The following is a 12,998-nucleotide window of genomic DNA, read 5'->3' as shown; positions in this document are numbered from 1 at the left end:
GGCGCACAAGACGAATGAGTAATACCTACGACGCGGATGCTATCGAGGTCCTCAAGGGGCTCGATCCAGTTCGTAAAAGACCGGGGATGTACACCGATACCACCCGGCCCAACCACCTGGTTCAGGAAGTGGTCGACAACAGTGTCGACGAGGCTTTGGCCGGCTATGCCAAACATATCTCTGTCACTCTGTACAAGGACGGCACCGTGGAAGTCTCCGACGACGGTCGCGGCATGCCTATCGACAAGCACAAAGGTGAGAAAGTCACCGGGGTCGAACTGATCCTGACCCGCCTGCATGCCGGGGGTAAATTTTCCAACAACAACTACCAGTACTCCGGTGGCCTCCATGGGGTCGGTGTGTCGGTGGTCAACGCGCTTTCAAAAACCCTGGAAGTAACCGTCAAGCGTGATGGTGTCGTCTACCTGATGAAATTCAAGGATGGCAACAAGGCATCGGAGCTGAAGCCCATCGATACAGTGGGCAAGCGCAACAACGGGACTACCGTTAGCTTTCTGCCCGACGAAAAATATTTTGATTCGCCGAAAATCTCCATTTCGCGACTGAAGCATGTTCTGCGTGCCAAGGCGGTACTGTGTTCCGGCTTGAAGGTCAGTTTTATCGACAAGACGGTCGCAGAAGACAAGGCCCAGAGCGAGGAATGGTATTTCGAGGACGGCCTGACGGATTATCTCACGCAGGCTACCGCTGACTATGAGACGCTGCCGGAAGAGCCCTTTACCGGTTCCATTCAGGGCAATAACGAAGCCGCGGACTGGGCGGTGCAATGGCTGCCCGAGGGCGGTGAGGTAGTGGCCGAGAGCTATGTGAACCTGATACCCACCTCTCAGGGTGGAACCCACGTGAACGGGCTGCGTACCGGCCTGCTGGATGCAATCCGGGAATTCTGCGAGTTCCGCAACCTGCTGCCCCGGGGGCTTAAACTGTCACCGGAGGATGTCTGGGACAGATGTTGTTACGTGCTCTCCTCAAAACTGGTGGATCCGCAGTTTTCCGGTCAGACCAAGGAGCGGCTGTCGTCTCGCCAGTGTGCCGTGTTCGTTGCCGGTGTGGTCAAGGATGCTTTCAGTCTGTGGCTTAATCAGCACACGGCCGAGGCGGAAGCCCTGGTAGAGCTCTGTATTCGTAACGCCCAGCACCGCCTCAAGGCCGGCAAGCTGGTCACCCGGAAAAAAGTCACGGCCGGGCCAGCCCTGCCGGGTAAGCTGGCGGACTGTTCCAGTCAGGACGCCATGCGCGGTGAGCTGTTCCTGGTCGAGGGAGACTCGGCGGGCGGTTCCGCCAAGCAGGCGCGGGATCGCCAGTTTCAGGCCATCATGCCGCTGCGGGGCAAGATTCTGAACACCTGGGAAGTGGATTCCGGTGAAATTCTCGCTTCCCAGGAGGTTCACGACATCGCCGTGGCGCTGGGTGTGGACCCCGGCTCCGATGATCTTGAAGGCTTACGTTACGGCAAGATCTGTATTCTCGCCGATGCCGATTCGGATGGCCTGCATATAGCCACCTTGCTGTGCGCCCTGTTCGTCAGGCATTTCCGGCCCCTGGTGGCCGCAGGCCATGTGTTCGTGGCGATGCCGCCGCTGTTTCGAATCGATGTTGGCAAGGACGTCTACTACGCCCTGGATGATGATGAAAAGAATGGCATTCTTGATCGCATAGCAGCCGAGAAAAAATCTGCCAAGGTGAACGTGCAGCGTTTCAAGGGCCTTGGTGAGATGAATCCCTTACAGCTGCGGGAAACCACCATGGCCCCGGATACGCGGCGCCTGGTGCAGTTGACTCTTGACGATCCGCCGGGGCTCCGCAAGAAGCAGACGACCGATGAAATAATGGACATGTTACTGGCCAAGAAACGGGCCGCTGATCGCAAGAGCTGGCTGGAAGAGTCCGGCAACCTGGCTGACCTTGCTGAGTAGTGGGCCCCGGTAAACGGGCCTGTCCTCCAGGGTGAGTGGGCAGCCTGGCAGCGGCAGGGGGTTATCAATGCCGATCACCCGAATCCCGCATTGACCCATTGAACGAATTGGCAGGCTGAAGCCTTTATATTTTGGACAGGCAAACCTGAAGAGACTATGACCCAGGAAATAACAGTAAACGAAGACGGTCAGGAACAGATTTCCCTGAAGCAGTATTCGCAGCAGGCATACCTGAACTATTCCATGTATGTCATCAACGATCGCGCCCTGCCGCATATCGCCGACGGACTGAAACCGGTCCAGCGTCGCATCGTCTACGCGATGTCAGAGCTGGGTCTCAAAGCGACTGCCAAGTACAAGAAATCGGCCCGCACCATTGGCGACGTGATCGGCAAGTTTCATCCTCATGGGGACTCGGCCTGTTACGAAGCCATGGTGATGATGGCCCAGCCTTTCAATTACCGTTATCCGCTGGTGGACGGGCAGGGCAACTGGGGTTCACCGGACGACCCCAAATCGTTCGCCGCCATGCGCTACACCGAGTCCAAGCTGCGGGCCTATTCAGAGATTCTGCTCTCGGAGCTCGGACAGGGGACCGTGGACTGGAAGCCCAATTTCGACGGTACCCTTGAAGAGCCGGAACTGTTACCGGCGCGGTTACCCAATGTGCTGCTGAACGGCGGCAGTGGCATCGCGGTCGGTATGGCAACGGACATTCCGCCTCACAACATGCGGGAAGTGGCCAGTGCCTGTATTCACCTGTTGGACAAACCCAAGGCGACTCTGACTGACCTGTGTGAGCACGTCAAGGCACCGGACTTCCCCACCGATGCGGAAATCATTACGCCCCGGGCAGACATCCTGGCCATGTACGAGACCGGCCGGGGATCCTTGAAAGCCCGGGCCACCTACCAGCTGGAGAACGGCGAGATCGTCATCACCGCGCTGCCCTACCAGGTTTCCGGCAACAAGGTGCTTGAACAGATTGCCGCGCAGATGCAGAAGAAGAAACTGCCCATGGTGGTCGACCTGCGCGACGAATCCGATCATGAGAATCCTACCCGAATTGTTATTGTGCCCCGCTCCAACCGGGTCAATGGCGATGAGTTGATGCTGCATCTGTTTTCCACCACCGACCTGGAGAAGAATTACCGGGTCAACTTCAACATGATCGGCACCAATCGTCGCCCCCAGGTAAAGAACCTGGTGTCACTCTTAAAGGAGTGGCTGGAATTCCGCGCCGTAACCGTACGGCGTCGTTTGCAGTTCCGGTTAGACAAGATTCTCGACAGGCTGCACATCCTGGAAGGGCTGCTGATTGCCTTTCTGAACATCGATGAGGTCATTGCGATCATCCGCAGAGAGGACAAGCCCAAGCCTGTTTTGATGGAAAGATTCCAGATCAGTGACCGACAGGCGGAAGCGATTCTGGAACTGAAACTGCGGCAGTTGGCAAAACTGGAAGAGATCAAGATCCGCGCCGAGCAGGAAGACCTGAGCGAAGAGCGCAAAGCTCTGGAAAAGACCCTGGGCTCCGAGGCGCGTCTGAAATCCCTTATCAAGAAGGAAATTCAGGCGGATGCCGAAGCCTACGGCGATGACCGTCGCTCACCGCTGGTGGAGCGGGAGGAAGCCCAGGCCTTCAGTGAGGTGGAACTGATTTCCACCGAGCCGGTAACTGTTATTCTTTCCCAGCGTGGCTGGGTGCGGGCCGCCAGGGGGCACGAGGTCGAGCCGGAGAAGCTGCAATACAAATCCGGCGACAGCTTCAAGCTGGCTGCTCCGGGCAAGAGCAACCAGCTTGCTGTCTTCATCGACTCCACCGGCAGAGCCTATTCGTTGCCCGCCCATTCACTGCCTTCCGCCCGGGGGCAGGGGGAACCTCTCACCGGCAGACTGACACCGCCCTCCGGCGCTACCTTCGAAGGACTGGCCATTGGCGACGAAAAGAAAGAGGTGCTGCTGGCGTCGGATGCGGGGTACGGTTTTGTGGCCACCCTGGGTGACCTGCACAGCAAGAACAAGTCGGGCAAGAACGTGCTGAACCTGCCAAAGGGTGCCAGGGTGTTACCCGCCTGCGAGGTGAGCGACTACGAATCGGATCTGATCGTGGCGGTCAGCAACGAAGGCCGGATGCTGATGTTTCCGCTGAAGGAACTGCCACGACTTGCCAGGGGCAAGGGCAATAAAATACTCAGCGTTCCGTCGGCCCGGGTCGCTGAACGGATTGAATACGTGGTTGCGCTGGCGGTGCTGTCAGCGCAACAGTCGCTGACTGTGTATGCGGGGCGGCGCCATCACAACCTGAAGCCTTCGGACCTGGAGCATTATCGTGGCGAGCGGGGTCGGCGTGGGAACAAGTTGCCCCGCGGGTTTCAGAACGTGGACCGTATCGAGGTCATCGGTTAGCGCCCTGGGTGCTGGGCGACAGCAGTAAGGCGAGTTTGTCGGCCTGCTGGTCCAGCAGTTGGCGGTAGCTGGCCAGCGCATTGCTGCACAGCAGGGTGGTTAATGGCTGGGGCTCGTCCAGCTCACCAAACTCTTCTCCCACGATGCGGGATTCGCCCCCCGCCATCTGATAAGCGATTTCACTGACCAGCAGGGAATTATCGGGGCAGCTGCTGCACAGGGCCCTGACCGAGTCCAGGGTGATGCCATGGACATTGTCGAAGGCGCCGGTCACCGGGGAGTACAGACCCGCCTGGAACTCGCCGAAATGAACTGCCAGGCGGAATTTCGCATTGGCCGGCCGGGATGGATTTATTTTCACGATGCGGCCGATCAGCCGCAGGAAAAGTTGACCGGCACAGACCGCATAGAAGCACTGCTCGTCATCCAGCTGGCTGTTGTGAAAATCGATGACCACTTCCCCGTCCGCGCAATAGCTGACCGCTCCGTTATAGAGCCGGCCAATGTTTTCCGACATGAAATAGATGCGATTGAGCAGCGTGACCAGGGTTTTCCTGTCGCAGGTAGAGGCCAGGAAGTGGAAATTGTCCAGGCGTATACACAGCACGGCGCCGCTTACCGTATTGGACTGATGCTGGCGTTGTCTCTCTTCCAATGTTTTATCGGGCTGCTGGTTCTCGGCGCTCAGAAACGTATAGTTGGCCAGAAATTCCGCCGTGGCGTTAAACTGCCTGATCAGACGGCCTATTTCGTTGTTGGTTTCCGGGTCCGGGCAGGACTTCACTTCACCGTAGCGGATATCCTGGATTGCATAGTTCAGCAGCCGGATCGGAAAGCTGATCAGGTACTGGAAATAGTTGATGCTGAGTAGAATTGCCACCAGCATGATGGCGAAGGTGGCGACCAGAATGAAGATCAGATTGTTGCCCGTGCCGGCTTCGATATAGGACAGGTCCAGGACGATGCGCACGGTACCAGCCCTGGCGTCCTCGAGTTCAATAGGGGCCTCGTATTCGCCGAATTCAACAGGGATAGGCAGCAGGCTCAGTGGGGGTTCGAGTTCGTTGGTCGAGGAGGCGATAACGGCGCCGTTGACATTAATGACTGCCGCTTCGGCAATGGCGGAGCCGCGGGTAAGCTGCTCCAGCACCACCCGGGTACTGATCAGGTCATTGGCCAGCACCGGCTCAGTGACCTGCAGGGCAGTCTGCCTGGCCAGCGTCTCACCCAGGTAATCGGCCTGCTGCCGCAGCATATTCTTGTTGGTGTAGTTGCTGATCAACCAGAATACGCTCATGCTGAGCGCGACCAGGCAGGCGATAGCGATGGTGAAGCGCGTAGCGACGTGGCCACCGGTCGCTCTAGGTTTTGCATCATCCAGCTCGGCCGCGCCGGTTTTCGATTTCTGCTGTTTGACTGTCAACTTCGATCGCTCGCGAAACTGTCCTGGCTGCTGCCCGGGATTGCCAGCACGCCTCAGTGTGATGGCAAGAATAACAGGTAAGCCGCTGATTCCCCAGCGGCCCTTGCACGAACCTGCCGTTTGCTTTCCCAGCGCTTTGCTGATGTTTCTCACTCAAGGCGCAATTCGATTTCCTCCACGAATTCACAGTCCCGGCTCGAGGACGGCCGGTGCAGGCTATGGCCCTGGACAAAATCCACGCCTGCCTGCCAAAGCAGCGGCAGATCGGAGAATTTCTCAACAGTTGCCGCCACCACGGCAATGCTCTGGTCATGCAGCCGCCCCACCAGGGCGGCCAGTTGCTGCCGTCGCTCCGGACTTTCCGGCAGTTGCTGCAGGCGCGAGCGGTGCAGTTTGACGCTGTCGGCAGGGAACAGAGTCAGATAGGGAAACGGATCCTCCACGGCGCCAAAATGATTGATGCTCAGCCCCAGCTTCAGCGTCCGGGCCCGCTGACAGAAACGATCCAGGTGGTGCTGGGTAATGAGAATGTCGATTTCGCTCACCTGTAACACCAGCCGAGGGGCCAGGTCCGTGGTCAGGCGGGCTGCCAGCCAGTCGAGAAAGCCGGGGCTGACCAGGGAATTCTGCGAAACGTTGACGGTAAGCCGGCAGCGTGGATCCGGCTCAGCCTTCAAGGTTCGGATAGCCTCCCTGAATACCCAGCGATCCAGCTTTTCCCCCAGCGCGCTCTTGACCGCCGCGTCCATGAAGGCCCGGGCCGGGCGCTGCGCCTCGCCATCGAGCAGGGTGATGCGGGTTTCATAGCGTTGCAGGCTGTTGTCGCGGAAACCAATGATGCCCTGGAAGCTGAGCCGGAAGCGGTTTTCTGCCAGCGCCGCTTCCACGTGCCGGTCCATACCCTCGGCCCCGGTGTCGAAAAACAGTGCCGGCGCCGCCATGTTCGAGAGCTGGCGCTGCCAGATGTTATGGCGCGCCCTGGCAAACGCTATCGCGCTGTTCGGGGTGTCGGCGCCGAGCCTGACCGAACCGATGCCACAGGCAAGCGATAGCTGCGGTGGCACGAGATGGGCAGTCTGCCGATGGAGCACCTGGTGAATGGTCTCGGCAAACTCAGGGAATCGTCGACTGCCTTCATCCACCAGTAACAGCGCGAACTCGTGACCACGACAGCGACACAGCCAGGAATGATCCGGCGCCGCGTCTTTCAGCAGCCCGGCCAGCCTGGTCAGCAGCAGCCGGGCTTCGCTGCTGCCTACCCAGGAGGAGATCTGGTAGAAATTTGCCAGCTGCAACAGCACCAGCGTGACGTCGGCACCGAGCATGAGGTCCGACTGCATCAGGTTATCCAGCCGGCCGGTAAAGTAATCCTGGGTAGCAAAGCCGGTCAGCTCGTCCCGTTGGGACGGGTCGGCGGTTCTTTCGATAGTGAGCGTTTCCGCCAGTCGCGACGCAGTCGACTGCAGATCGGGTATGGAAACAGACATTCCCTGTCCTCTATTGTCCGGGTCTGCTGACAGACCCTGGTTGGCCAACCAATCCTGGTCGGATCTAACCGATGATGGTTTTGGAGCTCCTGCCGGCCAGCTCCCGGACCAGCCGGGGAACCAGGTAGCCCGGCAGACAGTTGCGCATCTGCTCCACCAGTTGCGCGCCGGCGCTGTCATCCACGGCAAAATGTCGAACCCCCTGTACGGGATCGAGCAGATGCAAATAATAGGGTAGTACACCCAGGTCGAAAAGGCGCTCGCTGAGATCGACAAGGGCCGGCAGGTTGTCGTTAACTCCTCTTAAAAGGACGCTTTGGTTAAGTAAAGTGATGCCATTTGCGGTTAATTTGCGCAAAGCTTCCGCCACCTGGGAATCCAGCTCGCGGGCGTGATTGCTATGCAGTACCACCACCGGTCTGAGGCGGGACTCCGTCAGCCACTGGATCAGGCTGTCGGTAACCCGCTGGGGAATCATGATGGGGGTGCGGGTATGCAGGCGCAGCCGCCGGAGATGGGGAATGGCCTCCAGCTCGCGGGTCAGCCAGGCAAGCTGGCGATCCCCGGCAGCCAGTGGGTCACCGCCACTGTATATGACCTCGGTAATTTCCGGGTGCCGGCCAATGTAGTCGATGACATCCCGCCAGGCCTGACGGCCCGGCGTATTGTGTGAATAGTCGAAGTGGCGTCGGAAACAGTAGCGGCAGTGGATGGCGCAGTGGGGTGCAACGGTGAGCAGAACTCTGCCCTGATACTTGTGCAGCAGGCCGGGCAGCAGGTTGCTGCTGCTTTCATCGAGGGGGTCGGTTGCCGAGTCGTCGCCGGCTGCAGCCAGTTCTTCGTCCAGGGGCAGGACCTGGCGCAGCAGCGGATCGTCCCAGTTACCTTTTTCCATGCGTTCCAGAAACGGCCGCGGGACCTTCAGGGAGAACCCATCCAGGACCCTCGGGTGCAGTGCAACCCGGGCCGGGTCAAGCTCAAGAAAATTGAGCAATTCCTTTGGATCTGTCACCAGATCAGCTAATATCTGTTGCCATTTTTCAGCGGCATCGATGTCACGAAGTTGAATAACGGAGTCTGACATGGGGTAAGGCCCTGACCCTGAGAAGACAGGGATGATATCAATAGTGTAAGCAATGAGTAATTGCTAGCGAGAGGAAAAAATGGCGACATACTCCACCAGCGAATTCAAAGGCGGACTGAAAGTTCTGGTTGACGGCGAGCCCTGCTCGATACTGGAAAATGAGGTAGTCAAGCCTGGCAAAGGACAGGCTTTCAATCGGGTCAAGTTCCGCAACCTGAAAACTGGGAGAGTCTGGGAGCGAACCTTCAAATCCGGTGAATCGGTCGAAGCGGCCGACGTGATGGAAACGGATATGGAGTACCTCTATAACGACGGTGAGTTCTGGCATTTCATGAAAACCGATGGCAGCTTCGAGCAGGTGGCGGTAGACAAGGATGCGATTGCAGATGCCCTGAACTGGCTCAAAGAGCAGGACGTTTATCAGGTTACAACCTGGAATGAACAGGCCATTTCCGTCACCCCGCCAAACTTTGTCGAGCTGGAAGTCGTGCAGACCGATCCGGGGTTGAAGGGCGATACCGCCCAGGGTGGCACCAAGCCGGCAACCCTGAGTTCTGGCGCGGTGGTGAAGGTGCCCCTGTTTGTCAATCAGGGCGACGTCCTGCGGGTGGATACCCGCAGTGGCGAATACCAGAATCGCGTCAGCAAGTAACGACTGCGGACCTTATGACTGAGAGTTCGCAGGCGGTCGGGCTGGCCGGTCTGCAGCTGCGGGCCGGAGTGCTGGCGGAAATTCGCGAATTCTTCCGTCAGCGCCAGGTACTGGAAGTGGAAACGCCCCTGTTGTGTCCCACCACGGCGACCGACCCCCATCTTGACTCTATTTCCGTCGCCGGCGTGTCAAATCGCGATCGGCGGAATTTCTACCTGCAGACCTCTCCCGAGTTCGCCATGAAAAAGCTGCTGGCCGGTGGCAGTGGTTGCATTTACCAGGTGTGCAAGGCGTTCCGCCGCGATGAGCGCAGCCGGCGCCACAACCCCGAATTCACCATGCTGGAATGGTACCGGCTCGGCCTGGATGACCATCAGCTCATGGATGAGGTGGAGCAGCTGGTCACTTCGCTTACCGGTCGGCCGGCTCCCGAAAGGATTTCCTACCGGCAGCTTTTTCTGCGCCAGCTGGGCCTGGACCCCCACCACTGCAGTGATGCCGAGCTGGAGAACCTGGCCAGGCAGCGGTTGGATTTTAACGCCAGCGGCTACAGCCGCGATGACTTTCTGCAGCTGTTGTTGGCTGAAGTCATTGAGCCGGCCATGACGGGGGATTGCTTCGTCTACGATTTCCCTGCCTCCATGGCAGCCCTGGCCCGGGTCACGCCGGATCCGCACGGCACCCCGATCGCCAGGCGCTTTGAGTTATTCATGGGCGGCATGGAGCTCGCCAACGGCTACTGGGAGCTGACCGATGCGGCCGAGCAGCGGCGTCGCTTTCAAGCCGACCTGGCGCAGCGCCGCCAGCTGCAGCGGGAGGAGGTGCCTGTCGATGGGGAGCTGCTGTCAGCCCTGGAGTCGGGCCTTCCAGACTGCGCCGGCGTTGCATTGGGGCTGGACCGCCTGCTGATGGTAGTGGCCGGGGTCGGCGCCATCGATGAGGTGCTGAGCTGGCCGGTCGGTCCGAACGCCGGCTAGCCGAGGTTCAGCCAGGGGCCCAGCAGCTTGCGGCCTCTCGCGAAGTGAGCAAGTGCTTACCACCGGGAAAGGCCTCGTAAAGCCTCTGATGAGCTTCAAGGGAACAGGTGTCAGTGCGATTCGGGTAGTCCCTGATCCACTGCAGCAGCATAGCGAGGTTGCGATTCTGGGATGCCGCGCTGGAATACTTGTGTGGCTCAAACGGCCGGCTTCTGGCATTGGCGATACACGCCCGCTCCGGTAAATTCAGGAATACCAAGTCATCTGCCTCGGTTGCTAGCAGTTCCAGCAGGTCTGCATAACAGCCTTCGATGACCCAGTTCCGATTCAGCCGGGTAAAGCGCTTGATCTGTTGCCCGGAGTCGGTCAGCGCACGACGCAGGGGAGGTGAGCCGGGCAACCAGGCCAGAGTGTCCAGATCAAGATGGGGCAGGTCCAGGCTTTGCTGCAGACGCCGGGCGAGGGTGGTCTTACCGGACCCGGAATTTCCCACAATAAGAATTCTTGCCATACCGTGGCCTCCTCTTTATCCCGGATACCGGATACCTGCTGCACCGGTCCGGCGGCCGGATTGTAACTGCTGCTGAGGAATGGGCTATAATACGCCACCCCGGCAGGCCGGCACAGCAGCAAACACGGGTTATACGGGCCCACAGCCCGCCACTCGGCCATGTTCAGCAACCAGCATACAGGAAGCATAATGTCAGACCAGAAACCAGCAATAATTTACACTGAGACCGACGAAGCGCCAGCCCTGGCAACCTATTCTCTTCTGCCGATTATCGAGGCATTCGCCGGTGTGTCTGACGTCAACGTGGAAACCCGCGATATTTCATTGTCCGGCCGCATTATCGCCAGCTTCCCGGAGTACCTGGATGAGGATCAACGCATTGCCGACGCGCTGGCCGAATTGGGCGAAATGACCCAGGACCCGCAGGCCAACATCATAAAGCTGCCCAATATCAGCGCCTCCATTCCGCAGTTGAAAGCCGCCATCAAGGAGTTACAGGAGCAGGGGTACAGACTGCCGGACTATCCGGCCGAGCCGCAGACGGACGAGGAAAGGGATATTCAGGTCCGTTATGACCGTATCAAGGGCAGCGCGGTCAACCCGGTGCTGAGGGAAGGTAATTCCGACCGCCGGGCGCCGCCGTCGGTCAAGGCCTATGCCCGCAAGAACCCGCATTCCATGGGTGCCTGGTCGAAAGACTCCAAAAGCCATGTGGCGCACATGGAGTCCGGTGACTTTTACGGCAGCGAGCGTTCGGTGACCGTGCCCGCCGCCACTGAAGTCAAGATCCAGTTCACCGCCGACGATGGTCAGCAGTCCATTCTGAAAAGCAATCTGGCCCTGCAGGCGGGCGAAGTGATTGATGCGTCAGTCATGAGTCAGCAGGCGCTGCAGGAATTCCTGGCCCAGCAGATTGACAGTGCGAAACAACAGGGTGTGCTGTTTTCCCTGCACATGAAGGCCACCATGATGAAGGTGTCTGATCCAATCATCTTCGGTCAGGCAGTCAAGGTGTATTACCGGGATGTGTTCGCGAAATACCATGATCTGTTCGATGAGCTGGGTGTGGATGCCAACAACGGTGTCGGTGATGTGTACGCCAAGATTGCCAGTCTGCCGGAAGCGCAGCAGGCAGCTATCAAGGCCGATCTGGAAGCGGTCTATCAGGACCGGCCTGCCATGGCGATGGTGGATTCGGATCGCGGCATCACCAACCTGCATGTCCCCAGTGACATCATTATCGATGCGTCAATGCCGGCCATGATCCGCTCTTCCGGCCAGATGTGGGGGCCTGACGGCGCTCTGCACGATACCAAGGCGGTTATCCCGGATCGCAGCTATGCCGGCATTTACCAGCAGGTTGTTGAATTTTGTAAACAGAACGGCGCTTTTGACCCAACAACCATGGGCAGTGTTCCCAATGTCGGCTTGATGGCTCAGAAGGCTGAGGAGTACGGTTCTCACGACAAGACTTTTCACCTGCCGGCCAGCGGGTCGGTCGCCGTGGTGGACGCCGCCGGCAACACCCTGCTGGAACACAGGGTGCAGAAAGGTGATATCTGGCGCATGTGCCAGACCAAGGACGCGCCGATCCGGGACTGGGTGAAGCTGGCGGTCAACAGGGCTCGTGCCACGGGCGTGCCGGCAGTGTTCTGGCTTGATGCGCAGCGCGGCCATGACGCCCAGTTGATCGAAAAGGTTAACAGCTACCTGCCGGAGCACGACACGGAAGGCCTGGAAATCAAGATCATGGCGCCGGTCGACGCCATGCAGTATTCCCTGGAGCGCACCAGGGATGGCAAGGACACTATTTCCGTGACCGGCAACGTGCTGCGGGATTACCTGACCGACCTGTTCCCGATTCTGGAACTTGGCACCAGCGCCAAAATGCTTTCTGTGGTGCCCCTGATGAATGGTGGCGGCCTGTTCGAAACCGGAGCTGGTGGTTCAGCCCCCAAACACGTGCAGCAGTTCGTCAAGGAAAATCACCTGCGCTGGGATTCCCTGGGTGAATTTCTGGCCCTGGCCGCCTCCCTGGAACATTTTGCCATCGCCACCGGCAACGGGCGGGCGCAGGTGCTGGCCAACGCGCTGGACAAGGCTACCGAGCAGTTTCTCTACAATAATAAGTCACCGTCCCGGAAGGTTAAGGAGCTGGACAATCGCGGCAGCCATTTTTATCTGGCACTCTACTGGGCTCAGGCGCTGGCCGACCAGGGCGAGGATGCGGAGCTGGCGCAGCGGTTTGCCGCGATGGCGAAAACCCTGGCCGACAATGAACAGAAGATCGTCGCCGAGTTGAACGGTGCGCAAGGGGTTTCTGTGGATATCGGCGGCTACTACCGGCCGGATCCGAAAAAATGCGCGGCGGCCATGCGCCCCAGCGCAACCCTGAACGCGGTCCTGGCGAGCCTGTAGTGGATACCGGCAGTCAGTATCAGAGCAGCAGCCCTTTAGCAGGGAACTGACGGCCAACAGATAGTAGTGCCTGATAGCCTGGTAGCCTGGTAGAAAAAAG

The 12,998-nt window shown here is 58.9% G+C and carries 9 protein-coding genes; 5 read left to right on the top strand and 4 right to left on the bottom strand.

Features of this window, described 5'->3' with window-relative positions:
- Positions 1–14 precede the first annotated feature (14 nt).
- Together parE and parC are read left to right on the top strand one after the other, a co-directional pair.
- On the top strand, positions 15–1,937 hold the full coding sequence (gene parE / locus R3F50_05700; GenBank protein ID MEZ5489794.1) for a DNA topoisomerase IV subunit B: 1,923 nt from the start codon (positions 15–17) through the stop codon (positions 1,935–1,937).
- Between the two features lie 156 nt (positions 1,938–2,093).
- Positions 2,094–4,346 carry a DNA topoisomerase IV subunit A gene (gene parC / locus R3F50_05695; GenBank protein MEZ5489793.1) on the top strand — a complete coding sequence of 751 codons (2,253 nt, stop codon included), beginning with the start codon at positions 2,094–2,096 and terminating at the stop codon, positions 4,344–4,346.
- Here parC and R3F50_05690 read toward each other — a convergent pair.
- From R3F50_05690 to epmB, 3 genes are all read right to left on the bottom strand, one after another.
- Complete coding sequence (locus R3F50_05690; GenBank protein MEZ5489792.1) at positions 4,336–5,922, bottom strand: hypothetical protein; 1,587 nt, start codon at positions 5,920–5,922, stop codon at positions 4,336–4,338. The two genes, parC and R3F50_05690, sit on opposite strands and share 11 nt — an antisense overlap.
- Complete coding sequence (locus R3F50_05685; GenBank protein ID MEZ5489791.1) at positions 5,919–7,256, bottom strand: GGDEF domain-containing protein; 1,338 nt, start codon at positions 7,254–7,256, stop codon at positions 5,919–5,921. Before R3F50_05685 ends, R3F50_05690 begins: the two co-directional genes overlap by 4 nt.
- A 64-nt stretch (positions 7,257–7,320) precedes the next feature.
- Positions 7,321–8,340 carry an EF-P beta-lysylation protein EpmB gene (gene epmB, locus R3F50_05680; GenBank protein ID MEZ5489790.1) on the bottom strand — a complete coding sequence of 340 codons (1,020 nt, stop codon included), beginning with the start codon at positions 8,338–8,340 and terminating at the stop codon, positions 7,321–7,323.
- 79 nt (positions 8,341–8,419) lie between these two features.
- Between epmB and efp the strand changes: the two genes are divergently transcribed.
- Entirely contained in the window at positions 8,420–8,992 is a 573-nt protein-coding gene (gene efp / locus R3F50_05675; GenBank protein MEZ5489789.1) for an elongation factor P, read from the top strand.
- Positions 8,993–9,006: 14 nt separating this feature from the next.
- On the top strand, positions 9,007–9,969 hold the full coding sequence (gene epmA, locus R3F50_05670) for an EF-P lysine aminoacylase EpmA (protein MEZ5489788.1): 963 nt from the start codon (positions 9,007–9,009) through the stop codon (positions 9,967–9,969).
- Positions 9,970–9,976: 7 nt separating this feature from the next.
- On the opposite strand, the gene R3F50_05665 is transcribed toward epmA, so the two are convergent.
- A complete protein-coding gene (locus R3F50_05665; protein ID MEZ5489787.1) occupies positions 9,977–10,480 on the bottom strand; it encodes an AAA family ATPase in 504 nt (167 codons plus the stop codon).
- Positions 10,481–10,669: 189 nt separating this feature from the next.
- On the opposite strand from R3F50_05665, the gene R3F50_05660 reads away from it, so the two are divergent.
- Positions 10,670–12,898, top strand: a complete 2,229-nt coding sequence (locus R3F50_05660; protein MEZ5489786.1) for an NADP-dependent isocitrate dehydrogenase — start codon at positions 10,670–10,672, stop codon at positions 12,896–12,898.
- Positions 12,899–12,998 lie beyond the last annotated feature (100 nt).

Source organism: Gammaproteobacteria bacterium (genome assembly GCA_041395725.1).
Classification (GTDB): Bacteria; Pseudomonadota; Gammaproteobacteria; order Pseudomonadales; family Pseudohongiellaceae; genus NORP240.
Note: the sequence above shows the minus strand (reverse complement) of the source record. Positions and strands in the feature narration are given on the sequence as shown.

Coding starts and splice junctions, on each gene's coding strand:
- epmA (MEZ5489788.1), top strand. CDS start 9,007: ATGACTGAGAGTTCGCAGGCGGTCGGGCTGGCCGGTCTGCAGCTGCGG.
- parC (MEZ5489793.1), top strand. CDS start 2,094: ATGACCCAGGAAATAACAGTAAACGAAGACGGTCAGGAACAGATTTCC.
- epmB (MEZ5489790.1), bottom strand. CDS start 8,340: ATGTCAGACTCCGTTATTCAACTTCGTGACATCGATGCCGCTGAAAAA.
- R3F50_05685 (MEZ5489791.1), bottom strand. CDS start 7,256: ATGTCTGTTTCCATACCCGATCTGCAGTCGACTGCGTCGCGACTGGCG.
- efp (MEZ5489789.1), top strand. CDS start 8,420: ATGGCGACATACTCCACCAGCGAATTCAAAGGCGGACTGAAAGTTCTG.
- R3F50_05660 (MEZ5489786.1), top strand. CDS start 10,670: ATGTCAGACCAGAAACCAGCAATAATTTACACTGAGACCGACGAAGCG.
- R3F50_05665 (MEZ5489787.1), bottom strand. CDS start 10,480: ATGGCAAGAATTCTTATTGTGGGAAATTCCGGGTCCGGTAAGACCACC.
- parE (MEZ5489794.1), top strand. CDS start 15: ATGAGTAATACCTACGACGCGGATGCTATCGAGGTCCTCAAGGGGCTC.